The sequence below is a fragment of the Frigoribacterium faeni genome, from assembly GCF_011761235.1.
GTDB lineage: Bacteria > Actinomycetota > Actinomycetes > Actinomycetales > Microbacteriaceae > Frigoribacterium > Frigoribacterium faeni_A.
Genome location: NZ_JAAOYW010000001.1, coordinates 149,817 through 175,678, shown reverse-complemented (window position 1 = coordinate 175,678; position 25,862 = coordinate 149,817). Strand labels below are relative to the sequence as shown.

General features: G+C 70.4%; 20 protein-coding genes. 14 read left to right on the top strand and 6 right to left on the bottom strand.

What is annotated here, in order from left to right; genetic code table 11:
• Positions 1–65 precede the first annotated feature (65 nt).
• From rpsA to FHR78_RS00740, 13 genes are all read left to right on the top strand, one after another.
• A complete protein-coding gene (rpsA, locus tag FHR78_RS00800) occupies positions 66–1,511 on the top strand; it encodes a 30S ribosomal protein S1 (RefSeq protein ID WP_123354655.1) in 1,446 nt (481 codons plus the stop codon).
• A gap of 124 nt (positions 1,512–1,635) precedes the next feature.
• Entirely contained in the window at positions 1,636–2,286 is a 651-nt protein-coding gene (gene coaE / locus FHR78_RS00795) for a dephospho-CoA kinase (RefSeq protein ID WP_166758638.1), read from the top strand.
• A 10-nt stretch (positions 2,287–2,296) separates the two neighbouring features.
• Positions 2,297–4,363: an excinuclease ABC subunit UvrB gene (gene uvrB / locus FHR78_RS00790; RefSeq protein ID WP_166758637.1), complete on the top strand. Its 2,067-nt coding sequence runs from the start codon at positions 2,297–2,299 to the stop codon at positions 4,361–4,363.
• Positions 4,353–5,255: an SDR family NAD(P)-dependent oxidoreductase gene (locus FHR78_RS00785; RefSeq protein WP_166758636.1), complete on the top strand. Its 903-nt coding sequence runs from the start codon at positions 4,353–4,355 to the stop codon at positions 5,253–5,255. Before uvrB ends, FHR78_RS00785 begins: the two co-directional genes overlap by 11 nt.
• A gap of 62 nt (positions 5,256–5,317) precedes the next feature.
• A complete protein-coding gene (gene uvrA / locus FHR78_RS00780) occupies positions 5,318–8,287 on the top strand; it encodes an excinuclease ABC subunit UvrA (protein WP_166758635.1) in 2,970 nt (989 codons plus the stop codon).
• Complete coding sequence (gene uvrC, locus FHR78_RS00775; protein WP_166758634.1) at positions 8,284–10,194, top strand: excinuclease ABC subunit UvrC; 1,911 nt, start codon at positions 8,284–8,286, stop codon at positions 10,192–10,194. The genes uvrA and uvrC overlap by 4 nt, the downstream gene beginning before the upstream one ends.
• Positions 10,195–10,246: 52 nt before the next feature.
• Complete coding sequence (rapZ, locus tag FHR78_RS00770) at positions 10,247–11,128, top strand: RNase adapter RapZ (protein WP_166758633.1); 882 nt, start codon at positions 10,247–10,249, stop codon at positions 11,126–11,128.
• 85 nt (positions 11,129–11,213) lie between these two features.
• Entirely contained in the window at positions 11,214–12,194 is a 981-nt protein-coding gene (gene whiA, locus FHR78_RS00765; RefSeq protein ID WP_166758632.1) for a DNA-binding protein WhiA, read from the top strand.
• A gap of 160 nt (positions 12,195–12,354) precedes the next feature.
• The gene (gap, locus tag FHR78_RS00760; protein WP_166758631.1) at positions 12,355–13,359 is read left to right on the top strand and encodes a type I glyceraldehyde-3-phosphate dehydrogenase; all 1,005 of its coding nucleotides are present in this window, start codon (positions 12,355–12,357) and stop codon (positions 13,357–13,359) included.
• Between the two features lie 94 nt (positions 13,360–13,453).
• Positions 13,454–14,665, top strand: a complete 1,212-nt coding sequence (locus FHR78_RS00755) for a phosphoglycerate kinase (protein ID WP_166758630.1) — start codon at positions 13,454–13,456, stop codon at positions 14,663–14,665.
• Complete coding sequence (gene tpiA, locus FHR78_RS00750) at positions 14,659–15,447, top strand: triose-phosphate isomerase (protein ID WP_166758629.1); 789 nt, start codon at positions 14,659–14,661, stop codon at positions 15,445–15,447. Before FHR78_RS00755 ends, tpiA begins: the two co-directional genes overlap by 7 nt.
• A 104-nt stretch (positions 15,448–15,551) precedes the next feature.
• The gene (gene secG / locus FHR78_RS00745) at positions 15,552–15,803 is read left to right on the top strand and encodes a preprotein translocase subunit SecG (RefSeq protein ID WP_056054823.1); all 252 of its coding nucleotides are present in this window, start codon (positions 15,552–15,554) and stop codon (positions 15,801–15,803) included.
• Positions 15,803–16,159, top strand: coding sequence for an RNA polymerase-binding protein RbpA (locus tag FHR78_RS00740; protein WP_123545816.1), 357 nt, complete (start codon positions 15,803–15,805; stop codon positions 16,157–16,159). The genes secG and FHR78_RS00740 overlap by 1 nt, the downstream gene beginning before the upstream one ends.
• A 112-nt stretch (positions 16,160–16,271) precedes the next feature.
• Here the strand turns inward: FHR78_RS00740 and pgl are convergent, their stop codons facing one another.
• The 6 genes from pgl to tkt form a co-directional block, all read right to left on the bottom strand.
• Positions 16,272–17,042 carry a 6-phosphogluconolactonase gene (gene pgl, locus FHR78_RS00735; RefSeq protein ID WP_166758628.1) on the bottom strand — a complete coding sequence of 257 codons (771 nt, stop codon included), beginning with the start codon at positions 17,040–17,042 and terminating at the stop codon, positions 16,272–16,274.
• A 14-nt stretch (positions 17,043–17,056) separates the two neighbouring features.
• Complete coding sequence (locus FHR78_RS00730; RefSeq protein WP_166758627.1) at positions 17,057–18,004, bottom strand: glucose-6-phosphate dehydrogenase assembly protein OpcA; 948 nt, start codon at positions 18,002–18,004, stop codon at positions 17,057–17,059.
• Positions 18,001–19,536: a glucose-6-phosphate dehydrogenase gene (gene zwf, locus FHR78_RS00725; protein ID WP_166758626.1), complete on the bottom strand. Its 1,536-nt coding sequence runs from the start codon at positions 19,534–19,536 to the stop codon at positions 18,001–18,003. Before zwf ends, FHR78_RS00730 begins: the two co-directional genes overlap by 4 nt.
• Before the next feature lie 95 nt (positions 19,537–19,631).
• Positions 19,632–21,227 carry a glucose-6-phosphate isomerase gene (locus tag FHR78_RS00720; RefSeq protein WP_166758625.1) on the bottom strand — a complete coding sequence of 532 codons (1,596 nt, stop codon included), beginning with the start codon at positions 21,225–21,227 and terminating at the stop codon, positions 19,632–19,634.
• Positions 21,224–22,354, bottom strand: coding sequence for a transaldolase (gene tal / locus FHR78_RS00715; RefSeq protein ID WP_166758624.1), 1,131 nt, complete (start codon positions 22,352–22,354; stop codon positions 21,224–21,226). The genes FHR78_RS00720 and tal overlap by 4 nt, the downstream gene beginning before the upstream one ends.
• Before the next feature lie 26 nt (positions 22,355–22,380).
• Positions 22,381–24,474, bottom strand: coding sequence for a transketolase (tkt, locus tag FHR78_RS00710; RefSeq protein WP_166758623.1), 2,094 nt, complete (start codon positions 24,472–24,474; stop codon positions 22,381–22,383).
• 301 nt (positions 24,475–24,775) lie between these two features.
• Between tkt and FHR78_RS00705 the strand changes: the two genes are divergently transcribed.
• Positions 24,776–25,699 carry a heme o synthase gene (locus FHR78_RS00705; protein WP_166758622.1) on the top strand — a complete coding sequence of 308 codons (924 nt, stop codon included), beginning with the start codon at positions 24,776–24,778 and terminating at the stop codon, positions 25,697–25,699.
• The last annotated feature ends 163 nt before the right edge of the window (positions 25,700–25,862 follow it).

Genomic DNA, 25,862 nt, shown 5'->3' with positions numbered 1-25,862 from the left:
CCCGAGAAGGCCCGCCCTCCGGACGACCACGGCCCGATACATGCTTTCACTGGAGCACTAACTACATGACAACCGTAACGACCAAGGCACCCAAGCAGGTCGCCATCAACGACATCGGATCCGCTGATGACTTCCTGGCCGCGGTCGAGAAGACCCTGAAGTTCTTCAACGACGGCGACCTCATCGAGGGCACCGTCGTGAAGATCGACCGCGACGAGGTCCTCCTCGACGTCGGCTACAAGACCGAGGGCGTCATCCCCTCGCGCGAGCTCTCGATCAAGCACGACGTCGACCCCACCGAGGTCGTCGAGGTCGGCGACACGGTCGAGGCCCTCGTCCTCCAGAAGGAGGACAAGGAAGGCCGTCTGATCCTGTCCAAGAAGCGCGCCCAGTACGAGCGTGCCTGGGGCGACGTGGAGAAGATCAAGGACGCCGACGGCGTCGTCACCGGAACGGTCATCGAGGTCGTCAAGGGCGGCCTCATCGTCGACATCGGCCTCCGTGGCTTCCTGCCCGCGTCGCTCATCGAGCTGCGCCGCGTCCGCGACCTCACGCCCTACCTGGGCCAGGAGATCGAGGCCAAGATCCTCGAGCTCGACAAGAACCGCAACAACGTGGTCCTGTCGCGCCGTGCGCTCCTCGAGCAGACGCAGTCCGAGAGCCGCACCACCTTCCTCAACAACCTGCACAAGGGCCAGGTCCGCAAGGGCGTCGTCTCCTCGATCGTCAACTTCGGCGCCTTCGTCGACCTCGGCGGCGTGGACGGCCTCGTGCACGTCTCCGAGCTCAGCTGGAAGCACATCGAGCACGCCAGCGAGGTCGTCGAGGTCGGTCAGGAAGTCACCGTCGAGATCCTCGAGGTCGACCTCGACCGTGAGCGCGTGTCGCTCTCGCTCAAGGCCACCCAGGAGGACCCGTGGCAGGTCTTCGCCCGTACCCACGCGATCGGTCAGGTCGCGCCGGGCAAGGTCACGAAGCTCGTCCCCTTCGGCGCGTTCGTCCGCGTCGCGGACGGCATCGAGGGCCTCGTGCACATCTCCGAGCTGTCGGCGAAGCACGTCGAGCTGGCCGAGCAGGTCGTCGCCGTCGGCGACGAGGTGTTCGTCAAGGTCATCGACATCGACCTCGACCGTCGCCGCATCTCGCTGAGCCTCAAGCAGGCCAACGAGGGCGTGGACCCCGAGGGCACCGAGTTCGACCCGGCGCTCTACGGCATGCTCACCGAGTACGACGACCAGGGCAACTACAAGTACCCCGAGGGCTTCGACCCGGAGACCAACGAGTGGCGCGAGGGCTTCGACTCGCAGCGCGAGAAGTGGGAGCAGGACTACGCTGCCGCCCAGGCTCGCTGGGAGGCGCACAAGAAGCAGGTCGCTGCGTCCCTCACCGAAGAGGCCTCCTTCGAGGCTCCGTCGGGCTCGACCTTCTCGAGCGAGACCGCCGGCGCCGGCACCCTCGCCGACGACGAGTCGCTCGCGGCTCTGCGCGAGAAGCTCTCCAGCAGCAACTAGGTCGTCGGCACCCTGGTGCCGCGCCCTCCGAACGGCGGTCCCTTCCTCGAAGGGGCCGCCGTTCGGCGTTCCCGGGCTCCGTCAGGAGGGGCCCTCCGTCCACGGCGGCGGGTAGCCTCGACGCATGTTCGTCTGTGGCCTGACCGGCGGCATCGCCGCCGGCAAGAGCGTCGTGTCCCGTCGACTGGCCGAGAGGGGCGCGGCCCACGTCGACGCCGACCGACTGGCGCGCGAGGTCGTGGCGCTCGGCACGCCGGGCCTCGAGGCGGTCCGCCGTCGCTTCGGCGACGGCGTGCTCACGGCCGCCGGCGAGCTCGACCGACCGGCCCTCGGCGCCGTGGTCTTCTCCGACCCGGCCGCACGCCGTGACCTCGAGGCCATCACGCACCCTGCCGTCCGGGAGCTCTCCCGCCGTCGCATGGAGGAGGCGGTGGCCGACGACCCCGCCCGCGTCGTCGTCTACGACGTCCCCCTGCTCGTCGAGACCCGGGGAGCGGGGGAGTTCGACGTGGTCGTCGTCGTCCACGCGCCCCGGGAGGTGCGCGTCGACCGCCTCGTCCGGCTGCGGGGGATGACCCGCGACGAGGCCGTCCGGCGGGTGGACGCGCAGGCCGACGACGACGCCCGCCTGGCCGTGGCGGACCTCGTCGTCGACTCCTCGGGCTCGCTCGAGGCGACGCTCGAGAGGGCCGACGAGGTCTGGGAGGTGCTGCGTTCGCTGTCAGCGGCGAAGGCGGCGGGCTCGCCGGGGGAGAGTGTCAGGGGTCGCTCCTAGACTCGACGACATGGAACCGACCCGCAGCGTCCGCCCCTTCGAAGTCGTCAGCGAGTACGAGCCCAGCGGCGACCAGCCCGCGGCCATCGCCGAGCTCGCCGGGCGCATCAACGCGGGCGAGACCGACGTCGTGCTGCTCGGCGCGACCGGCACCGGCAAGTCCGCGACGACCGCCTGGCTCGTCGAGCAGGTCCAGCGCCCGACCCTCGTGCTCGCCCACAACAAGACGCTCGCGGCCCAGCTGGCCAACGAGTTCCGCGAGATGTTCCCCCACAACGCCGTCGAGTACTTCGTCTCGTACTACGACTACTACCAGCCAGAGGCCTACGTCCCGCAGACCGACACCTTCATCGAGAAGGACAGCTCGATCAACGCCGAGGTCGAGCGCCTGCGACACTCCACCACCAACTCCCTCCTCAGCCGTCGCGACGTCATCGTCGTCTCGACGGTCTCGTGCATCTACGGACTGGGCACCCCCGAGGGCTACATGCAGGCCATGATCGCCCTGCAGGTGGGCATGCGCATCGACCGTGAGACCCTGATCCGCCGCTTCGTCTCGATGCAGTACCAGCGCAACGACATCGACTTCTCGCGCGGCAACTTCCGCGTGCGGGGCGACACCATCGAGATCATCCCGATGTACGAAGAGCTCGCCATCCGCATCGAGATGTTCGGCGACGAGATCGAGGCGCTCTACGCCCTCCACCCGCTGACGGGAGACGTGGTCCGCACGATGGACGCGGTCTCCGTGTTCCCCGGGTCGCACTACGTCGCCGGCACCGACGTGATGCACCGCGCCATCGGCACCATCAAGGAGGAGCTCGCCACGCGGCTCGACGAGCTCGACCGGCAGGGCAAGCTGCTCGAGTCCCAGCGGCTCCGCATGCGCACCACGTTCGACCTCGAGATGATGGAGCAGATCGGCTTCTGCAACGGCATCGAGAACTACTCGGCCCACATCGACGGGCGGGGGCCCGGCGAGGCGCCGCACTGCCTCCTCGACTACTTCGCCGACGACTTCCTCGTCGTCATCGACGAGTCCCACGTGACCGTGCCGCAGATCGGGGCGATGTACGAGGGCGACGCCTCCCGCAAGCGCACCCTCGTCGACCACGGCTTCCGCCTGCCCAGCGCCCTCGACAACCGGCCGCTGAAGTTCGAGGAGTTCCTGAACAGGGTCGGCCAGAAGGTCTACCTGTCGGCGACCCCCGGCAAGTACGAGCTCGGCATCACGGACAGCGTCGTCGAGCAGATCATCCGTCCGACCGGCCTCGTCGACCCCGAGATCGTCGTCAAGCCCTCCGAGGGCCAGATCGACGACCTGCTCGACGAGATCCGCGTCCGCGTCGAGAAGGACGAGCGGGTGCTCGTGACCACCCTGACCAAGAAGATGGCCGAAGAGCTGACCGACTTCCTGACCGAGGCCGGTGTGCGCGTCCGCTACCTCCACTCCGACGTCGACACCCTCCGCCGGGTCGAGCTGCTGACCGAGCTCCGGCAGGGCGTCTACGACGTGCTCGTGGGCATCAACCTGCTCCGCGAGGGCCTCGACCTGCCCGAGGTCTCCCTGGTCGCCATCCTCGACGCCGACAAAGAGGGGTTCCTCCGCTCGTCGACGTCGCTCATCCAGACGATCGGGCGCGCAGCCCGCAACGTCTCCGGGCAGGTGCACATGTACGCCGACGTGATGACCGACTCCATGCGCAACGCCCTCGAAGAGACGGACCGTCGCCGCGAGAAGCAGGTCGCGTACAACCTCGAGCGCGGCATCGACCCGCAGCCGCTCCGCAAGAAGATCGCGGACATCACCGAGGTCCTCGCCCGGGAGGGCGCCGACACGGCCGAGCTCCTGGCCGGCCGTCAGGGCGGCAAGCGGGCGCCCACGCCCAACCTCCGTCGCGAGGGCAAGGCCGCCGCCGCGGCGAACGGCCTCGAGTCGATCATCGCCGACCTGAACGAGCAGATGCTCCAGGCCGCTGCCGAGCTCAAGTTCGAGCTCGCCGGTCGACTGCGTGACGAGGTCGCCGACCTCAAGAAGGACCTGCGCCAGATGGAGGCCGCCGGCCATGCCCGCTGATCGTCGGCTGCGGGTCGTCGTCACCGGCGCCACCGCAGGGCTGGGCTACTACGCGGCCGAGCGCATCGCCTCGCTCGGCCATCAGGTCGTCATCGCGGCCCGCAGCCCCGAGCGCGCGGTCCGGGCTGCGGACGCCGTGCGCGACCGCGTGGCCGGCGCCGACGTCTCCACCGTTGATCTCGACCTCGCCGACCTGTCCTCGGTCCGGTCGGGCGCCGACGCGCTCACCGCGGCAGGGGGCGTCGACGCGGTGCTCCTCAACGCCGGGGTCGTCGGCTCGCGACGGCGGCAGACGACCGCCGACGGCTTCGAGCTCCAGTTCGGCACGAACCACCTGGGCCACTTCGCCCTCGTCTCGCACCTGCTCCCGGCCCTCGCCGCCGCCCCTGGCGGCCGCGTCGTCCACCTCGGCAGCATCAGCCACCGATTCGTCCGGCTCGACCTCGACGACCCCATGATGGTGGCGAGCTACTCCGGCGCGGTCGCCTACGCGCGGTCGAAGCTGGCCGTCATGACCTTCGGCTTCGAGCTCGACCGTCGGCTGCGGGCGGCAGGGTCGTCCGTCCGCAGCGTCGTCGCCCACCCGGGCCTGTCCCTCGAGTCGCTCAGCGACCCCCGACCTCCGGTCGTCGAGCCGCGCCGCCCGCCCGCCGTCGTCACCTCGGCCCTCCACACCTTCTCGCAGGGCAAGGAGGCCGGTGCCGAGCCGCTCGTCCACGCCACGGTCGACGGCGCCGTGCAGGGCGGGGAATACTGGGGCCCGGCCGGATGGTTCCAGCTGACCGGCGCCCCGGCCGTCGTCGCGGCCAAGCCGCACGCCCGCGACCGCTCCGCGGCCGAGCGGCTGTGGACCGTCTCCGCCGACCTCACCACCACCGAACCCGTCCTCTAGCGCGCGGACGCTTCCTCCGACCTCGTCGTCTGCCCGACCTCGATGTCGGAGGCCTCCGTAGAATGGCAAGAGTGTCAATCTCACCTGTAGAAGGTTCCTCCGTGCTCAGCGTCCGGGGTGCCCGTGTCCACAACCTCGACAACGTCGACCTCGAGATCCCCCGCGACTCGATGGTCGTCTTCACCGGCCTCTCCGGCTCGGGCAAGTCGTCCCTGGCCTTCGACACGATCTTCGCCGAGGGGCAGCGGCGCTACGTCGAGTCGCTGTCCGCCTACGCCCGGCAGTTCCTCGGGCAGGTCGACCGGCCCGACGTCGACTTCATCGAGGGCCTCAGCCCCGCGGTGTCGATCGACCAGAAGTCCACGAACCGCAACCCGCGGTCGACCGTGGGCACGATCACCGAGATCTACGACTACATGCGCCTGCTCTGGGCCCGCATCGGCACCGCGCACTGCGCCGTGTGCGGCGAGGTGATCAGCCGCCAGACGGTGCAGCAGATCGCCGACCAGCTGATGACCCTCGAGTCGGGCACCCGGTTCCAGGTGCTGAGCCCCGTCGTCTCGCAGAAGAAGGGCGAGTTCGTCGACCTCTTCGCCGAGCTCGCGTCGAGCGGCTACTCACGCGCCATCGTCGACGGCGAACAGATCCAGCTGAGCTCGCCTCCCAAGCTCAAGAAGCAGGTCAAGCACGACATCTCCGTCGTCGTCGACCGCCTCGTGGCGTCCGACGACGGCCTGACGCGCCTCACCGACTCGCTCGAGACCGCCCTCCGGCTGACGGACGGCCTCGTCACGGTCGACTTCGTCGACACCGACGCCGGCGCGGCCGGCAAGTACCGCACGTTCTCCGAGAAGCTCTCCTGCCCCAACGGCCACCCCGTCCAGCTGACGGAGATCGAGCCGCGGACCTTCTCGTTCAACGCCCCGTTCGGCGCGTGCCCCGAGTGCTCCGGGCTCGGCACCCGCATGTCCGTCGACACCGACCTCGTGCTCGGCGACCCCGACCTCAGCCTGTCCGAGGGCGTCATCCTGCCGTGGACGAACTCCGGCAAGGGGCTCTACAACTACTTCCAGAAGCTGCTCGAGGGCCTCGCGGCCGATCTGGACTTCAGCCTCAGGACGCCGTGGCGCGACCTGCCCGCCCGCATCCAGCAGGCCGTCCTTCAGGGCAACGACTTCGAGGTCACCGTCAAGTGGCGCAACCGGTTCGGCCGCGAGATGAAGTACTCGACGGGCTTCGAGGGCGTCATGCCCTACATCGAGCGCAAGTACGCCGAGGCCGAGACCGACACCCAGCGCCAGCGCTACTCCGAGTACCTCCGCGAGATCCCCTGCTCCGTCTGCGACGGCAAGAGGCTCAAGCCCGAGGTCCTGGCGGTCACGGTCGCGGACCGAAGCATCGCCGACGTCGCCGAGCTCAGCCTGAGCGACGCCTTCGCCTTCATGGACGGGCTGACGCTGACCCCGCGTCAGGCGCGGATCGCCGCGCAGGTGCTGCGCGAGATCCGCGTGCGCCTCGAGTTCCTGCTCGAGGTCGGGCTCACCTACCTGTCCCTCGGACGGGCGGCCGGTTCGCTCTCGGGCGGCGAGGCCCAGCGCATCCGGCTCGCCACGCAGATCGGGTCCGGTCTGACCGGCGTGCTCTACGTCCTCGACGAGCCCAGCATCGGTCTGCACCAGCGCGACAACCGACGGCTGATCGACACCCTCGTCAAGCTGCGCGACCTCGGCAACACGCTCATCGTCGTCGAGCACGACGAGGACACCATCAAGACCGCCGACTGGGTGGTCGACATCGGACCGGGCGCCGGCGTGAACGGCGGCAAGGTCGTCCACTCGGGCAGCTACGAAGACCTCTTGGCCAACACCGAGTCGTACACCGGCGACTACCTGGCCGGGCGGCGGTCCATCGCGACGCCGACCACCCGGCGGCCGGTCGACCGCGGCCGGGTCGTCTCCGTGGTCGGCGCGAAGGCGAACAACCTGCGCGACGTGACCGTCGACTTCCCCCTCGGCGTCTTCGTCGCGGTCACGGGCGTCAGCGGGTCGGGCAAGTCGTCGCTCGTCAACGACATCCTGTACAAGGTGATGGCCAACAAGCTCAACGGGGCGCGGCAGATCCCTGGCAAGCACCTCCGCGTCACGGGCCTCGAGCACCTCGACAAGGTCGTCCACGTCGACCAGGCCCCCATCGGCCGCACGCCGCGGTCCAACCCGGCCACGTACACGGGCGTCTTCGACCGCATCCGCAACCTGTTCGCCGAGACCGTCGAGGCCAAGGCGCGCGGCTACCTGCCGGGCCGGTTCAGCTTCAACGTCAAGGGCGGTCGCTGCGAGAACTGCGCGGGCGACGGCACCATCAAGATCGAGATGAACTTCCTGCCCGACGTCTACGTCGCCTGCGAGGTGTGCGGCGGCGCGCGCTACAACCGCGACACGCTGGCCGTGCACTACAAGGGCAAGAACATCTCCGAGGTGCTCGACATGCCGATCAGCGAGGCGGCCGACTTCTTCGAGCCGATCTCCGCGATCTCGCGATACATGAAGACCCTCGTCGACGTCGGCCTCGGCTACGTGCGGCTCGGGCAGAGCGCGACCACGCTGAGCGGCGGCGAGGCCCAGCGCGTCAAGCTGGCCACCGAGCTGCAGAAGCGCTCGAACGGGCGCAGCGTCTACGTGCTCGACGAGCCGACGACGGGCCTCCACTTCGAGGACGTCCGCAAGCTCCTCCTCGTCCTCGACGGCCTCGTCGACAAGGGCAACACGGTCATCACCATCGAGCACAACCTCGACGTCATCAAGTCGGCCGACTGGCTGATCGACATGGGGCCCGAGGGCGGCGCCGGGGGAGGCACCGTCCTCGCGACGGGGACGCCCGAGCACCTCGCCACGGTGCCCGAGAGCCACACCGGCGTGTTCCTGGCCGAGATCCTCGAGTCCGGACACGCGGCGCCCGGTCCGGCGGCCGCCCGCAAGAAGAAGGGCGCCGGCGCGGCGGGCACCCGGCGGCGGGAGGCCGTCGAGGCTCGATGAGCAACACCGTCTCCTGGCGACCTCCGGCACGCGAGATCCCGACCGACCCCGGCGTCTACCGCTGGCGCGACGAGCGCGGTCGGGTCCTCTACGTCGGCAAGGCGAAGAACCTCCGGGCCCGGCTGAGCAACTACTTCGCCCCGCTGCCGACCCTGCACGAGCGGACGCGGCGCATGGTCCTCACCGCGCGGAGCGTCGAGTGGACGGTCGTCGGCAGCGACATCGAGGCCCTCCAGCTCGAGTACACCTGGATCAAGGAATTCGACCCGCCCTTCAACGTCAAGTTCCGCGACGACAAGACCTACCCGTTCATGGCCGTCACGCTCGGCGACGAGGCACCGCGGGTGATGGTCACGCGCAACCCCAAGATCAAGGGCGCCAAGTACTTCGGCCCGTACCCCAAGATCTGGGCCGTGCACGACACCATCGACCAGATGATCAAGGTGTTCCCGATCAGGACGTGCTCCGACAGCAGCTACAAGAAGGCGATGGAGACCGGCAAGCCCTGCTTCCCCGGGCAGATCGGGCGCTGCGGCGGGCCGTGCTCGCACAAGGTCACCATCGAGGAGCACCGGGTCGTCGTCGACGAGTTCGTCCGGTTCATGGGCAGCTACGACAAGAAGGTCATCGCCGACAAGCAGAAGGCCATGAAGACGGCGGCCCTCGAGCAGCGCTACGAGGACGCCGCCCGCTACCGCGACCAGGTGCAGGCCCTCGAGGCCGTCCTCGACAAGTCCGCCGTGGTCCTCCGCGACTCCGTCGACCTCGACCTCTACGCGCTCGTCGAGGACGAGCTGGCGGCGGCGGTCCAGCTGTTCACCGTGCGCGGCGGCCGCATCCGCGGATCCCGCGGGTGGGTCGTCGACAAGGAGATCGACATCTCGACGGGCGACCTCGTCGAGCAGGTGCTCCAGGGCCGGTACACCGCGGGCGCCGAGGTCCCGCGGGAGATCGTCGTCACCACGGTGCCCGACGACAACGACGCCCTCGAGGCGGTGCTCAGCGAGATCCGGGGGAGGGGCCGCGTCCAGGTGCGGACGGCCCAGCGCGGCGAGAAGGCCGCCCTCATGCAGACCGCCACCCTCAACGCCCAGCAGTCCCTCATGCTCTACAAGACGCGGCGCAGCGCCGACTTCGCCACGCGGTCCACGGCCCTCGCCGACATCCAGGAGGCGCTGGGCATGACGGACGCCCCGCTCCGGATGGAGTGCTACGACGTCTCGCACCTCTCCGGCACGAACATCGTGGCGTCGATGGTCGTCTTCGAGGACGGCCTGCCCCGCAAGGACCAGTACCGGCGCTTCAACATCCCGCAGTCCACCGACGACACCGAGTCCATCTACCAGACGCTGAGCCGTCGGCTCGCCCGTCTCGACGACGAGCTCGCGCCCGTGGCCGAGGTCGGCGAGGAGCGCAAGCGCTTCGCGTACCGGCCGAACCTGCTCATCGTCGACGGCGGGCAGCCCCAGGTCGCCGCCGCGCGGCGCGCGCTCGACGACGCCGGCGTCACCGACGTCGCGCTCTGCGGCATCGCCAAGCGCCTCGAGGAGATCTGGCTCCCGGACGACGACTTCCCGGTGATCCTGCCCCGCAACTCCGACGCGCTGTTCCTCATCCAGCGCATCCGCGACGAGGCGCACCGCTTTGCCATCACGCACCAGCGCCAGCGCCGCAAGCGCGACATCACCACGCAGCTCGCGGAGATCCCGGGGCTCGGGCCGTCGAGGGTGGCCCGTCTCCTCAAGGAGTTCGGCTCGGTGAAGCGCCTCAAGCAGGCGACGCCGGACGAGATCTCCTCGATCCGTGGGATCGGGCCGACCCTCGCCGCCGCCATCGTGGGCCAGCTGGGCTCCGCTGAGGCCGCCGCGTCCGACCGCGAGGCCGACGACGCCCGGGCGCCCGCCTAGAATCGATCCGCCCGTCCCGTCCCGACCCGTCACCAGCGAAGGCCACGCCACCATGAGCGACGCACACGAGCAGCAAGAGGTCATGATCGTCACCGGCATGTCCGGCGCGGGCCGGTCCACGGTGGGCAACGCCCTCGAAGACCTCGGCTGGTACGTCGTCGACAACCTCCCGGCCCAGATGCTGCGCCCCCTGCTCGACCTGGCCGAGCGCGCCGGCGACTCCCTGCCGAAGATCGCGGCCGTCGTCGACGTCCGGGGCGGCCGCCTCTTCTCCGAGGCCCAGGAGGCGGTGCGCACGCTCCGCGAGAGCATGCCGAGCAAGGTGCGGGTCCTGTTCCTCGACGCCACCGACGCGGCCCTCGTGCGCCGGTTCGAGCAGGTGCGGCGGCCGCATCCGCTGCAGGGCGACGGCACGCTGCTCGACGGCATCGTCGCCGAGCGCTCCCGGATGGAGGAGCTCCGCGAGACGAGCGACGTCATCATCGACACGTCCGAGCTGAACATCCACCAGCTGGCCACGACCATCACCGAGAAGTTCGCCGAGTCGGAGCGGGCGGGGGTCCAGGTGACGGTGCTGAGCTTCGGCTTCAAGTACGGTCTGCCGGCGGACGCCGACATGGTGGGCGACGCGCGCTTCCTGCCGAACCCGTTCTGGGTGCCCGAGCTGCGGGCGCAGTCGGGGCTGGACGAGCCGGTGACGAGCTACGTGATGGCCCAGAGCGGGGCGCACGACTTCGTCCGGGCGTTCGGCGCCGCCTGCGAGCCGGTGCTCGCCGGGTACCAGCGCGAGAACAAGAGACACGCTACGATCGCCATCGGCTGCACGGGCGGCAAGCACCGTTCCGTCACCCTGGTCGGCGAGCTGGCGGCGCATCTGCGCGGGCTCCCCGGGGTGGCCGTCGCCGTGAAGCACCGCGACCTGGGCCGGGAGTGATCCGGCCGTCGCACGGGTGCGCCCTCCGGCTGAGCGGGGCCTCGTCCCGCACGCCCGACAACGACTGATGAAAGAGGAACGACCAGTGGCACAGACGGCCGACGTCAAAGAAGAACTCGCTCGCGTCGAGGTGAGCAGGACGACGGTCCGGGCCGCCGAGGTGGCGACCATCCTGCGCTTCGCGGGCGGTCTGCACGTCATCTCGGGGCGCATCGCGGTCGAGGCCGAGCTCGACAGCCCGGTCATCGCCCGGCGCGTCCGCAAGGACCTCGCCGAGCTGTACGGCGCCCGCAGCGACGTCTCGATGGTGTCGGCCTCGGGCACGCGCCGCACGGCCCAGTACCTCGTGCGGGTGCACGAGGCCGGCGAGACCCTGGCCCGGCAGACGGGTCTCATGGACGCGCGGCGCCGACCGGTCCGCGGCCTGCCCAACCGGCTGACGACGGGCTCCCGAGAAGACCTCGCCGCCATCTGGCGGGGCGCCTTCCTCGCCCAGGGCACCTTGACCGACCCCGGTCGGTCCGCCTCGCTCGAGGTGGTCTGCCCGGGCAACGAGTCCGCCATGGCCCTCGTCGGCGCCGCCGGCCGCCTCGGCATCTCGGCGAAGGCCCGCGAGGTCCGCGGCGTGCACCGCGTCCTCGTCCGCGAGGGCGAGGCCATCAGCGCGATGCTGACCGTCATGGGCGCCCACAAGAGCGTGAGCGAGTGGGAGGAGATGCGCCAGCGCCGCGAGGTGCGGGCCACCGCGAACCGCCTCGTCAACTTCGACGACGCCAACCTGCGCCGCAGCGCCCAGGCCGCGGTCGCAGCGTGCGCCCGGGTCGAACGCGCCATGGAGCTCCTCGGGGACGACATCCCCGACCACCTCAAGTACGCCGGCGACCTCCGGCTCGCGCACCGCGACGCGAGCCTGGACGAGCTCGGGCACCACGCCGACCCGCCCATGACGAAGGACGCCGTGGCCGGCCGCATCCGCCGCCTCCTCGCCATGGCCGACAAGAAGGCGTCCGACCTCGGCCTGCCGGGCACCGAGGCGAGCCTGCCGTCCGACCTCGACCTCGACTGAGCTCGCGCACGGCGGGAGCGGACCCGCGTCACCCAGGCGGTCGGCTGGTACTGTCGTAGACGGACTCGAAGCCCGGTCGCCCTGGCCGGATCGAGCGCCACGGGCCTGGTCGCCCGCCCCCTCCACGCGTCCCCGCGACGCCTGATCAACAGGAGTTCCCTTGACCGTCAAGATCGGCATCAACGGCTTCGGTCGCATCGGCCGCAACTACTTCCGTGCGGCGCTCGCCAAGGGCACCGACATCGAGATCGTCGCCGTCAACGACCTGACCGACAACGCCGCCCTCGCGCACCTGCTCAAGTTCGACTCGATCACCGGGCGCCTCGACGCGACCGTCGAGCTCGACGGCGACTCCATCGTCGTCGACGGCAAGCCGATCAAGGTGCTGGCCGAGCGCGACCCCGCCAACCTCCCCTGGGGCGAGCTCGGCGTCGACATCGTCGTCGAGTCGACCGGCTTCTTCACGAAGGCAGAAGACGCCCGCAAGCACATCGACGCCGGCGCGAAGAAGGTCCTGATCTCGGCTCCGGCCACGGGCGACGACGCCACGATCGTCCTCGGCGTCAACGAGGGCATCTACGACCCCGCGAACCACCACATCATCTCGAACGCGTCGTGCACCACGAACAGCCTCGCGCCCCTGATGAAGGTGTTCCTCGACAACTTCGGCGTCGAGCGCGGCCTCATGACGACGGTGCACGCCTACACCGCCGACCAGAACCTGCAGGACGGCCCCCACAAGGACCCGCGTCGTGCCCGCGCCGCCGCCGTCAACATCGTCCCCACCTCGACGGGCGCCGCCAAGGCCATCGGCCTGGTCATCCCCGAGCTGTCGGGCAAGCTCGACGGCTACGCGCTGCGCGTCCCGGTCCCGACCGGCTCGATCACGGACGTCACCCTCGAGACCAGCACGCCCGTCACGGTCGAGCAGATCAACGCCGCCTACAAGGCCGCGTCCGAGGGCGACCTCAAGGGCATCCTGCTCTACTCGGAGGACCCGCTGGTCTCGTCCGACATCACGACCGACCCGCACTCGTCGATCTACGACTCCGGGCTCACGAAGGTCATCGGCAACATGGTCAAGATCACCTCGTGGTACGACAACGAGTGGGGCTACAGCAACCGTCTCGTCGACCTGACGAAGTACGTCGCCGACCGCCTCTAGGCACCGGCACCACGATCGACCCCGGAGGCGGTCAGGCCCTCGGCCTGGCCGCCTCCTCGTCACTGCAACGACCCTCCCCAGAGAAATGAGTGCCATGACCCTCCGAACCCTCGAGTCCCTCGGCTCGACGTCGGGCAAGCGCGTGATCGTCCGGTGCGACCTCAACGTCCCGCTCAAGGACGGCGTGATCACCGACGACGGCCGCGTCCGCGCCTCCGTCGGCACCCTGCAGTCCCTCGTGGCCGACGGCGCCCGCGTCGTGGTCGTCTCGCACCTCGGGCGACCCGACGGCGAGCCCGTGGCCGAGTACAGCCTCCGCCCCGTCGCCGAGCGCCTCGGCGAGCTGCTCGACGCCGACGTCTCGTTCCTCCCGTCGACGGTCGGCGACGAGGCCGAGGAGGCGGTGGCCGGCCTGGCCGACGGACAGGTGGTCGTCCTCGAGAACCTCCGCTTCAGCCCGGCCGAGACCTCGAAGGACGCGGACGAGCGACGTGCGTTCGCCGAGCAGCTCGCCGCCCACGGTGACCTGTTCGTCTCCGACGGCTTCGGCGTCGTCCACCGGGAGCAGGCCAGCGTCTACGAGCTGCCGCAGCTGCTGCCGAGCGCCGCGGGCTCGCTGATCGAGTCCGAGCTCGCCGTCCTCGAGAAGCTCACCGAGACGCCCGAGCGTCCGTACACCGTGGTGCTCGGCGGCTCGAAGGTGTCCGACAAGCTCGGGGTCATCGAGCACCTGCTGCCGCGCGTCGACTCGCTGCTCGTCGGCGGCGGGATGCTCTTCACGTTCCTCGCCGCGCAGGGCCACGCCGTCGGGGGCAGCCTCCTCGAGAAGGACCAGATCGAGCGGGTGCAGGGGTACCTCGCCGACGCCGCCGACCGGGGGGTCCAGATCGTGCTGCCCACCGACGTCGTCGTCGCCTCGGCCTTCTCCGCGGACGCCGACCACGCCGTCGTCCCCGCCGACGGCATCGAGACGTCCGACCTCGGCGAGGGCGCCATCGGCCTCGACATCGGCCCGGACACCGCGGCGCGCTTCGCCGAGATCGTCGCGGCGTCGAAGACGGTCTTCTGGAACGGGCCCATGGGGGTCTTCGAGTTCGACGCCTTCGCCCACGGCACGAAGACGGTCGCCGACGCGCTGACGCGCGTCGACGGACTGGGCGTCGTCGGGGGAGGGGACTCGGCCGCGGCCGTCCGTGCCCTCGGCTTCGACGACGACCAGTTCGGCCACATCTCCACCGGTGGTGGAGCCAGCCTCGAGTTCCTCGAGGGCAAACGACTCCCCGGACTGGAGGTCCTCGGATGGTGACCACACGCACGCCCCTCATCGCCGGCAACTGGAAGATGAACCTCGACCACCTGCAGGCGATCGCCTTCGTGCAGAAGCTCGCCTGGAGCCTCAAGGACGCGAAGCACGACCACTCGTCCGTCGAGGCGGCGGTCTTCCCGCCCTTCACCGACCTCCGCAGCGTGCAGACGCTGCTCGACGCCGACGGCCTCTCGCTCGTGCTCGGCGCCCAGGACCTGTCGGCGCACGACTCCGGCGCGTACACCGGCGAGGTCTCCGGAGCGTCGCTCGCGAAGCTCGACGTCCGCTACGTCCTCGTCGGCCACTCCGAGCGCCGCACCCTGCACGCCGAGGACGACTCCGTCGTCGCGAGCAAGGTGGCGGCGGCCCACCGCCACGGCCTCGTCCCCGTGATCTGCGTCGGCGAGACGGCCGACGACCTGGAGACGCACGGTCCGAGCGCCGTCCCCGTCGCCCAGCTCCGCGCCTCCCTCGCCGACGTCCCGGCCACGGCCGAGATCGTCGTCGCGTACGAGCCCGTCTGGGCCATCGGCTCCGGCAAGGCCGCGACGGCCGACCAGGCCGAGCAGGTCTGTGCCGCTCTCCGCGAGGCGCTCGTCGAGATCGTCGGGGCCGACCGGGCGGCCGCGACCCGCATCCTCTACGGCGGTTCGGTCAAGTCGTCCAACATCGCGTCGTTCATGCGCGAGCCGAACGTCGACGGCGCGCTCGTCGGCGGCGCGAGCCTCGACGTCGACGAGTTCGCCAGCATCGTGCGCTTCGAGTCCCACGTCGGCGTCTGACGCCGCCTGTCCGACGGGTCCCTCCCTCCACCGCGGGTGAGGGACCCGTCGGCGCGTCCGGCAGTTATACTCGTCAACGGTCTCACCGCATCGAAAGGTCCCCCTTGGAAATTCTGCAGGTCATCCTGCAGGTGCTGCTCGGCATCACGAGCCTCCTGCTGACCCTCCTCATACTCCTGCACCGCGGTCGCGGCGGCGGTCTGTCCGACATGTTCGGCGGCGGTGTGACCAGCAACCTGGGCGCGTCCGGGGTCGCCGAGCGCAACCTGAACCGCATCACCGTGTTCCTCGGGCTGGTCTGGATCACGTGCATCGTGGTCCTCGGCCTCATCACCAAGTTCTCGGCGGTCAGCTGATGGCCTCGGGAGGCAGCGCCATCCGCGGTTCCCGCGTCGGTGCCGGCCCGATGGGCGAGCAGGACCGCGGGTACCACGCCGAGCGCGTGACCATCTCGTACTGGGACGCCCTCGGCAACGAGGTCGTCCGCCACTTCGCGGCCAACGTGCCCGACGAAGAGATCCCCGAGACCGTCGACTCGCCGTCCAGCGGCCTGCCCGCCGGTCGCGACAAGGCCAACCCGCCGACCGTCGCCAAGCTCGAGCCCTACAAGACGCACCTCGCCTACGTGAAGGAGCGTCGCTCCGAAGAGGAGGCGGCACAGCTCCTCGAAGAGGCGTTGCAGCAGCTGCGCGTCCGGCGCGGCAAGGCGTAGCACCCCCGCGTCACGGCTGAGCCGGCCTCGACCGGCCCCCGCACCAGAGAAGCCCCGCAGCACTGCTGCGGGGCTTCTCTCGTCCGTGCGTCAGGAGTCGACGCCCACGGGCTCAGTAGGTCGAGGCGATCAGGTTCTCGGGCACCTCGGCGGCGGCGTCGCGATCGACGAAGAAGACGGTCCGCTTGCGGCCCTTGACCCCGGCCACGGGCACCTGGTCGGCGCCGGCGCCGGCGAGGGCGAGCCCGAGGGAGGAGGCCTTCTCCGCACCCGCGAGGATCATCCAGACCCGCTGCGAGTTGTTGATGACGGGCAGGCTCAGGGTGAGGCGCACGGGCGGCGGCTTGGGGGAGTCGTCCACCGTCAGGACGGTGGGGCCGCTCATGCGGACCTGCGGGGCGTCGGGGAAGAGCGAGGCCACGTGGCCGTCGGGACCGACGCCGAGCAGGGTGATGTCGAAGCGGGGAGCCTCGTCGTCGCCCTGGGCGTGCTCGAGGAGCTCGGCACGGTAGGAGACGGCGGCCGCCTCGACGTCGTCGAACTCGCCCACGGCGCCGAACCGGTGCACGTTCTGCGGGTCGACCCCGATGTGCGACAGCAGGTCGAGCCCGGCCTGACGGTCGTTGCGATCGGCGTGACCGGCCTCGACCCACCGCTCGTCGGCCCACCAGAACGAGACCTTCGACCAGTCGACGCTGTCGCGGGCCGGCGAGGCGTTGATCGCCGCCAGCACGACGGTGCTCACGGAGCCCCCGCTGACGACGACGGACGCGTAGTTCTGCTCTTCGAGCACGTCGATGATCTTGGTGATGAAGCGCGCGGCGACCGAGGCGCCCAGCGATTCCTTGTCGGGGTGCACCAGCACCCGGCGTTCGTTGCTCACTGTCTCAGTCTGCCTTAGTTGCTCTCGACGGGTTCGGCCAGCTGGCGAACCCCGTGCTTCACGACGTCACCGAAGAGGTCGTCGGGGTCGAGTCTACGGAGTTCCTCGGCGAGGCAGTCCCGGAGCGACCGGCGTGGCAGCGACAGGTCGTGCGTCGGCTGGTCGGGCTGGGTCAGCGTCGCCACGTCGACGACGGCACGCTCGAGCACGATGGGACCCGAGGGGCGCACGAGACGGACGCCGTGGATGCCGCTCGACCCCGTGCCGCCCGTCGTCAGCTCGTAGACGACGGGCACCTGCAGCTGCAGCCTGAGCCAGGCGGCCAGGAGCAGGGTCGACGGCGAGTCGGGCGCCCCGTCGACGCGGACCTCGGTGACGGGCTCGTACGGCGGCTGGTCGAGCACCGCGGCGAGCTGGGTGCGCCAGAGGGTCAGACGCGTCCAGGCGAAGTCGGTGTCGCCGGGCTGGTAGGTGTCGGCGAGGTCGACGATGGTCTGGCGGGGATCGGACTGGCTCGCAGCGTCGGTGATGCGCCGCTGGGCGATGCGACCCAGGGCCGACTCGGCCACGACCTCCGGCGCCGTCCCCGGCCACCAGACGACGACGGGGGCGTCGGGCAGCAGCAGCCCCGTGACCAGGCCCTCCTCGTCGCTCGCGGTGTCGCCGTAGGCACGGAGGAGGATGACCTCGCTCGCGCCGGCGTCGCCGCCGACGCGGATCTGGGCGTCGAGCCGCGCCTCCTCGGCCTGGTCGTCGTCGGCGGTCGAGACGACGATGACTCGCATGGGGTGCTCGCGCGAGGCGTCGTTGGCCGCCTCGATGGCCTCCTCCTCCTCGCCGTGCCGGGTCGAGATGACGAGGGTGAGGACGCGACCGAGGGCGACCGCGCCGCCCTCCTCGCGGATGGTGACGAGCGCCTTCTGGACTCGGCTGATGGTGCTGGCGGGCAGATCGACGATCACGGGCGTCTCCAGGTGCGGCCGTCTCGGGCCATGAGTTCATCGGCGGACTGGGGGCCCCAGGTCCCGGGGCGGTACTGCTCGGGCTGGCCCTGCGTGGCCCAGAACTCCTCGATCGGGTCGAGGATCTTCCAGGACAGCTCGACCTCCTCGTGACGCGGGAAGAGGGGCGGGTCGCCGAGCAGGACGTCGAGGATGAGACGCTCGTAGGCCTCGGGGCTGGCCTCGGTGAACGCGTGCCCGTAGCCGAAGTCCATCGTGACGTCGCGGACCTGGGTGCCGATGCCGGGCACCTTCGAGCCGAAGCGCAGGGTGACGCCCTCGTCGGGCTGCACACGGATCACCAAGGCGTTCTGGCCCAGGGAGCTCTGGGTGCCGAAGATGTTCTCCGGCACCTGCTTGAAGACGACGGCGATCTCGGTCACCCGACGCCCGAGGCGCTTGCCGGCGCGCAGGTAGAACGGCACGCCCGCCCAGCGTCGCGTCGCGATCTCGAGCTTGACCGCGGCGAACGTCTCGGTGACGCTCTGCGGGTTCATGCCCTCCTCGTCGAGGAACCCGAGGACCTTCTCCCCGCCCTGCCAGCCGCCGGAGTACTGGCCACGGGCCGTGCCGGCGGCGATGTCCTCGGGGATGCGGACGGCCGAGAGCACCTTCTCCTTCTCGGCCCGCAGGTGCGAGGCGGCGAACGTGACGGGCTCCTCCATGGCGGTCAGCGCCAGCAGCTGGAGGAGGTGGTTCTGGATGACGTCCCGAGCGGCTCCGATGCCGTCGTAGTAGCCGGCGCGACCGCCGACGCCGATGTCCTCGGCCATCGTGATCTGCACGTGGTCCACGTAGTTGCTGTTCCAGAGCGGCTCGTACATCTGGTTGGCGAAGCGCAGCGTCAGGAGGTTCTGGACCGTCTCCTTGCCGAGGTAGTGGTCGATGCGGAACACCGAGTCGGGCTCGAACACGCTCTCGACGACGGCGTTGAGCTCGCGGGCCGTGCGCAGGTCGCTCCCGAAGGGCTTCTCGATGACGACGCGTCGCCACGCGCCGTCCTTCTCCTCGGCGAGCCCGCTCGAGCGGAGCTGCTCGGTCACCATCGGGAACGCCTTCGGCGGGATGGACAGGTAGAAGGCGTGGTTGCCCATCGTGCCCCGCTCCCGGTCCAGCTCCTCGATCGTGTCCTTGAGGCGGGTGAAGGCCTCGGCATCGTCGAAGGTGCCCTGCACGAAGCGGAACCCCTCCTTGAGCTGACGCCAGACGTCCTCGTCGAAGGGGGTGCGGGCGTGCTGCTTGACGGCCTCGTAGACGACCTGCTCGAAGTCCTGGCCCTCGAACTCGCGCCGGGCGAAGCCGACGAGCGCGAAGCCGGGAGGGAGCAGACCGCGGTGAGCGAGGTCGTACACGGCGGGCATGAGCTTCTTGCGCGACAGGTCGCCGGTCACGCCGAAGATGATGAGGCCGCTCGGTCCGGCGATGCGGTTGAGGCGTCGGTCGGAGGGGAGGCGCAGCGGGTTGTGCTCCGGAGTGATCTCGACGGGAGGCATCGTGGTTGTTCCTTCGGGTCGTTCTCGGTGCGGTCGGGATTCCCCGACCACGGCGAAGGGGGCCGGCGTCCTCTCGGACGCCGACCCCCTCCGGCTCAGCGGACCGCGGCGAGCAGCGCGGGCAGGACGCCCGCGACGTCGGCCACGGTCAGCGTCAGGACCGGACGGCCGTGGTCCGCCAGCACGGCGGCGTCTCCGGCGGCCTGCGCCTGGACGAGCTGGCCGAACGTGAACGGGCTCTCCGGGATCTCCAGGTCGGTGGACGCCGTCTGGGTGATCTGCAGGAACACGCCGTTGGCGGGACCGCCCTTGTGGTACTGACCCGTGGAGTGCAGGAACCGCGGTCCCCACCCGAAGGTGACGGGCCGCTGCGTGCGCGCCGCGAGGACGTCGCGGATCTCCTCGAGCTGGGGGAACGCGACCCGGTCGGCGTAGGCCTGGACCGACAGGTAGCCGTCGTCGGTCAGGGCCGACAGCAGGGCCGAGACGGCCGACTCGAGCGAGTCGCCGAGCTCGACGCCGCCGACCTGGCGGACCTCGACGCCCTCGGCGGTGAACGCCGGGGGAGTCGGGGCCGGACGGTCGTCGAGCAGCGCACGCGTGGCGACCTTGGCCGACTCGACGTCGGGCTGGTCGAACGGGTTGATGTCGAGCAGACGGCCCGCCACGGCGACCGCGTACTCCCACACCATGATCTGGCCGCCGAGCGACCCGGAGATCTCGACCTCGCCGGGAGCGACCTCACGGGTCTCGGCGGCGTTGGCGACCAGGCGGACGACCTGCACGTCGTGCAGTCCGAGGCTGATCTCCGGCGCGTCCGTGCCGAGCACGACGGGGAGGAGACCCCGGCCCTGCTTGCCGGTCGACTCGGCGATCAGCTGCTCGGCCCAGTCGGGGAACCCGATGATGTGCGTGCCGTCGGCCACGATGGCGATCTTGTCGCGCAGGGGCGAGGTGCCCGCGAGGACGGCGCCGAGCACGAGCCCGGGGTTGTCCGCGCTGTCCTGCGAGAGCTCGACCGTGACCGCGTCGGCCTCGGCGAGCAGCTCGCGCACGTCGGCGCCGGCGAGGCCGGACGGCACGAGGCCGAAGGCCGACAGGGCCGAGTAGCGGCCGCCGATGTTGGGGTCGGCGTTGAAGACGCGGTAGCCGGCCTCACGCGCCTGGCCGTCCAGGGGCGAGCCCGGGTCGGTGACGACGACGATGCGCTCGACGGGGTCGATGCCCGCGTCGCGGAAGGCCTTCTCGAAGGTCTTCCGCTGGCTGGCGGTCTCGACGGTCGAGCCCGACTTCGACGACACCACGAGCACGGTGCGCTCGAGGCGGTCGTGCAGGGCGGTGAGCACCTGGCCCGGCTCCGTCGCGTCGAGCACGGTCAGCTCGACGCCGTAGGTGCGGGTGATGACCTCGGGGGCGAGCGACGAGCCGCCCATGCCGGCGAGGACGACGTGGTCGACGCCCTTGGCGGCGAGCTCCTCGCGGAGCGCGTCGATCTCGTCGAGGAGGGGGGTCGAGACGACGACCGCCTCGGTCCAGCCGAGCCGCTTGGCCGACTCCTCCTCGGCGTCCGGGCCCCACAGCGTGGGGTTCTGCGCCGTGATGCCGGAGGCGACGAGGTCGCTGACCAGCTGGGGCACGACGGTCTCGACGGCCGTGGCCGCGTCGCCGCTCGCGGCGATCGTGATGGTCACTTGGCGTCCTCGGCGGTGGGCTTGGACGACTCGAGGGCCGCGGTGACGGTGTCGAGCAGCTCGTTCCAGGACACGATGAACTTCTCGACGCCCTCCTTCTCGAGCAGCTCGGTGACCTCGTCGTACGAGACGCCCTGGGCCGCGACCGCGTCCATGACCTCGTTGGCCGAGGCGTAGGAGGAGCTGATCGTGTCGCCACGGACCTCGCCGTGGTCGAAGGTCGCCTCGAGGGTCTTCTCGGGCATGGTGTTGACGACGTCGGCCGCGACGAGCTCGACCACGTAGGTGGTGTCGAGCACGGCCGGGTCCTTGACGCCGGTCGAGGCCCAGAGCGGACGCTGAACGTTCGCACCGGCGGCCAGGAGGCCCTTGGCGCGCTCGGTGTCGAAGGCCTGCGTGTAGACCTCGTAGGCGAGCTGGGCGTTCGCGACGCCCGCCTTGCCCTTGAGCGCCTTGGCCTCGTCGGTGCCGACGGCCTCGAGGCGCTTGTCGATCTCGCTGTCGACGCGCGACACGAAGAACGAGGCCACCGAGTGGATCTCGCTGATGTCGATGCCCGCGGCCTTGGCCTGCTCGAGACCGGTGAGGTACGCGTTGATGACCGCGCGGTAGCGCTCGAGGCTGAAGATGAGGGTGACGTTGACGCTGATGCCCTTGGCGATCACCGCGGTGATGGCCTCGAGGCCCTCGACGGTCGCGGGGATCTTGATGAGCGCGTTGGGGCGGCCGACCTTGGCGGCGAGCTTGACCGCCTGGTCGATGGTGCCCTTCGCGTCGTGGGCGAGACCCGGCTCGACCTCGATCGACACGCGGCCGTCGAAGCCCTTCGAGTCGTCGTAGATGCCGCGGAAGATGTCGCAGGCGCGGGTGACGTCGTCGGTCGTGATCTCGAAGACCGCGTCGGTGACGCTGACGCCGGTCTTGGCGAGCAGGGCGACCTGGTCGTCGTAGGCCTCGCCCTTGGCGAGGGCCGAGGCGAAGATCGTCGGGTTCGTGGTGACGCCCACGACGTTGCGCTCGGCGATCAGCTTCTCGAGGCCGCCGGCGTTGATTCGCTCACGCGAGAGGTCGTCGAGCCAGATGCTGACGCCCGCGGCGGAGAGCTGTGCGGTGTTGGTGTCGGTCATGTCGTTCTTCTCTTTCTTGCCGGCGCTCAGAGAGCGGCCAGCGAGTCCTTGGCGGCGGCCACGGCGGCTTCGGTCGTGATGCCGAACTCGCGGTAGAGGGTCTTGTAGTCGGCGGAGGCGCCGAAGTGCTCGATGGAGATGCTGCGTCCGGCGTCGCCGACGATGCCGCGCCACGGCAGCGCGACTCCGGCCTCGATCGAGACGCGGGCCTTGACGGCGGCCGGGAGGACCGCCTCCTTGTACTCGGCGCTCTGCTCGTCGAACCACTCGAGGCTCGGGGCCGAGACGACGCGGGCGTTCACGCCCTCGCCGCGCAGGACCTCGCGGGCCTCGACGGCGATCTGGACCTCGGAGCCGGTGGCCACGAGGATCACGTCGGGCGTGCCCCCGGGAGCCTCGGCCAGGACGTAGGCGCCCTTGGCGACGTTCTTCGCCGAGGCGAAGACGTCCCCCTCGGCGTCGCCGTCACCACGCTCGAAGACGGGCAGGTTCTGGCGGCTGAGGGCCAGGCCCGCGGGGCCGCTGTGGCGGTCGAGGATGGTCTTCCAGGCCCAGGCGGTCTCGTTGGCGTCGGCGGGACGGACCACGTCGAAGTCGGGGATCGCACGCAGGGCGGCCAGCTGCTCGATCGGCTGGTGCGTCGGGCCGTCCTCGCCGAGGGCCACGGAGTCGTGGGTCCAGACGTAGGTGACCGGCGACTTCATCAGCGCAGCGAGGCGCACCGCGGGGCGCATGTAGTCGCTGAAGATGAGGAACGTGCCGCCGAACACGCGCGTGTTGCCGTGCAGGGCGATGCCGTTCATGATCGAGCCCATGGCGTGCTCGCGGATGCCGAAGTGCAGCACCCGGCCGTAGGGGTTGCCCTGCCACTCGTGCGTCGACCACTCGGTCGGCACGAACGAGCCGCCGCCGGCGATGGTCGTGAGGTTCGACTCGGCCAGGTCGGCCGATCCGCCCCAGAACTCGGGGACGACGCCCGCGATGGCGTTGATGACCTTGCCCGAGGCGGCCCGGGTCGAGACCTCCTTGTCGGTCGGGAAGACCGGCAGCGCCTCGTCGAGGCCCTCGGGGAGCTCGCCGGTGAGGACGCGGTCGAGGAGCGTCTTCTTCTCGGGGTTGGCCGCGGCCCACTCGTCGAAGGAGGTGCGCCACTCGGCGTGCTGCACCTGGCCGCGCTCGACGGCCTTGCGGGTGTGCTCGAGGACCTCGGGGTCGACGTCGAAGGTCTTCTCGGGGTCGAAGCCGAGGACCTCCTTCAGGCCCGCGAGCTCCTCGGCGCCGAGCGCCGAGCCGTGGATCTTGCCGGAGTTCTGCTTCTTCGGCGAGGGCCAGCCGATGATGGTCTTGAGGATGATGAGCGAGGGCTTGCTCGTCTCGGCCTTGGCCGCCTCGACGGCGTCGTTCAGCGCGGCGACGTCCTCGACGTACTCGCCGGTCTTCTTCCAGTCGACGACCTGGACCTGCCAGTCGTAGGCCTCGTAGCGCTTCTGGACGTCCTCGGTGAAGGCGATGTTGGTGTCGTCCTCGATGGAGATCTGGTTGGAGTCGTAGATCACGACGAGGTTGCCGAGCTGCTGGTGGCCGGCCAGCGAGGAGGCCTCGCTGGTGACGCCCTCCTGCAGGTCGCCGTCGCCGGCGATGACGTAGACGAAGTGGTCGAACGGCGAGGTGCCCACGGCGGCCTCGGGGTCGAAGAGGCCGCGCTCGAAGCGGGCGGCGTAGGCCATGCCCACGGCGGAGGCGAGGCCCTGGCCGAGGGGGCCGGTGGTGATCTCGACGCCGTCGGTGTGGCCGTACTCGGGGTGGCCGGGCGTCTTGGAGCCCCAGGTGCGGAGCGCCTTGAGGTCGTCGAGCTCGAGGCCGTAGCCGCCGAGGTAGAACTGGACGTACTGCGTCAGCGAGCTGTGGCCCACGGACAGCACGAAGCGGTCGCGACCGATCCACTCGGCGTCGCTCGGGTCACGGCGCATGACCTTCTGGAAGAGGAGGTACGCGGCGGGAGCGAGGCTCATCGCCGTCCCCGGGTGGCCGTTCCCGACCTTCTCGACCGCGTCGGCCGCGAGGACGCGGACCGTGTCGACGGCCTTGTTGTCAATGGATTCCCACTGCAGATCTGCCACTGGAAGATGACCCTTCTTGTTGCGAACTGCGCGGGGTCGATTCGCTCCCGCGCTGACGTGCGCCTGCCGAGACGTCGTCGGCTGCGGCCGCTCGGGCACGAGGTGGAGGCCACAGGACAGGGAGCGGATGGTTCGATGTCGAGGATTCCGTCGCCGTGCGGGCGTGCGACTGGCAAGCACCTGCAAGTATAGGGACGAAAGGGGTCGCCCCGCCCGCAGGAGGCGCCCCGTTCCGCCGTCAGCGTCGCCGGTCTTCGCCTAGACTCTCCGGGCCGAACCGTACATCTCGTCAGAGGGACCCATGACCGCAGCCATCGACACCCGCCCCACCGCCGGACCCCGGGGCATCCGTCGCAAGGCTCGCGCCTACGTCGCGTTGACGAAGCCCCGCGTGATGGAGCTGCTGCTCGTCACCACCGCCCCGACCATGTTCCTGGCCCAGGGCGGCGTGCCGAACCTGTGGCTCGTGGCCGCCACCCTGATCGGCGGCGCCCTCAGCGCCGGCTCGGCGTCGGCGTTCAACTGCTACATCGACCGCGACATCGACCGCATCATGAAGCGCACCCAGGGGCGCCCCCTCGTCACCGGCGAGGTGACCGACCGCGAGGCGCTCGCCTTCTCGTGGATCGTGGGCCTGGCGTCGATCGTCTGGCTGGCCCTCACGGTCAACCTGCTCTCGGCCGCCCTGTCCCTCGGCGCGATCCTCTTCTACGTGCTCGTCTACACGCTGTGGCTCAAGCGCCGCACGCCTCAGAACATCGTCTGGGGCGGCATCGCCGGCTGCATGCCCGTGCTCATCGGCTGGGCCGCCGTGACGAACGACCTGAGCTGGCCGCCGGTCATCCTGTTCATGGTCATCTTCCTCTGGACCCCGCCGCACTACTGGCCCCTCTCGATGAAGTACCGCGCCGACTACGCCGCGGCCTCCGTCCCGATGCTGGCCGTCGTCCGGGGCCGTTCGCTGGTCGGCCTCCAGGTGGTCCTCTACGCCTGGGCCACGGTCGCCTGCTCGCTCCTGCTCGTGCCCGTCGCCCACATGGGCGTGCTGTACACCGTCGTCGCCCTGGCGAGCGGCACGTGGTTCGTGTGGGAGTCCCACCGGCTCTACAGCCGCGCCATCCAGCAGGTCGCCGAGGTGCGCCCCATGCGCGTCTTCCACAGCTCGATCACCTACCTGACGCTGCTCTTCCTCGCCGTCGGCATCGACCCCCTCCTCCCCTTCTAGGGCGGTCACCCAGGGCGGCTGGGGCCCTGTCGGGCCGGGCCCCGCCGAGGTCCGTGCGGATCGGCGTGCCCGAGGACCTCGTGGCCCTGGCCGACCGAGAGCCCGAGGAGGCGCGGGTCGGGTCGACCTGGACGCCCCTGCCCCCGAGGCGTCCGGCTCGTGC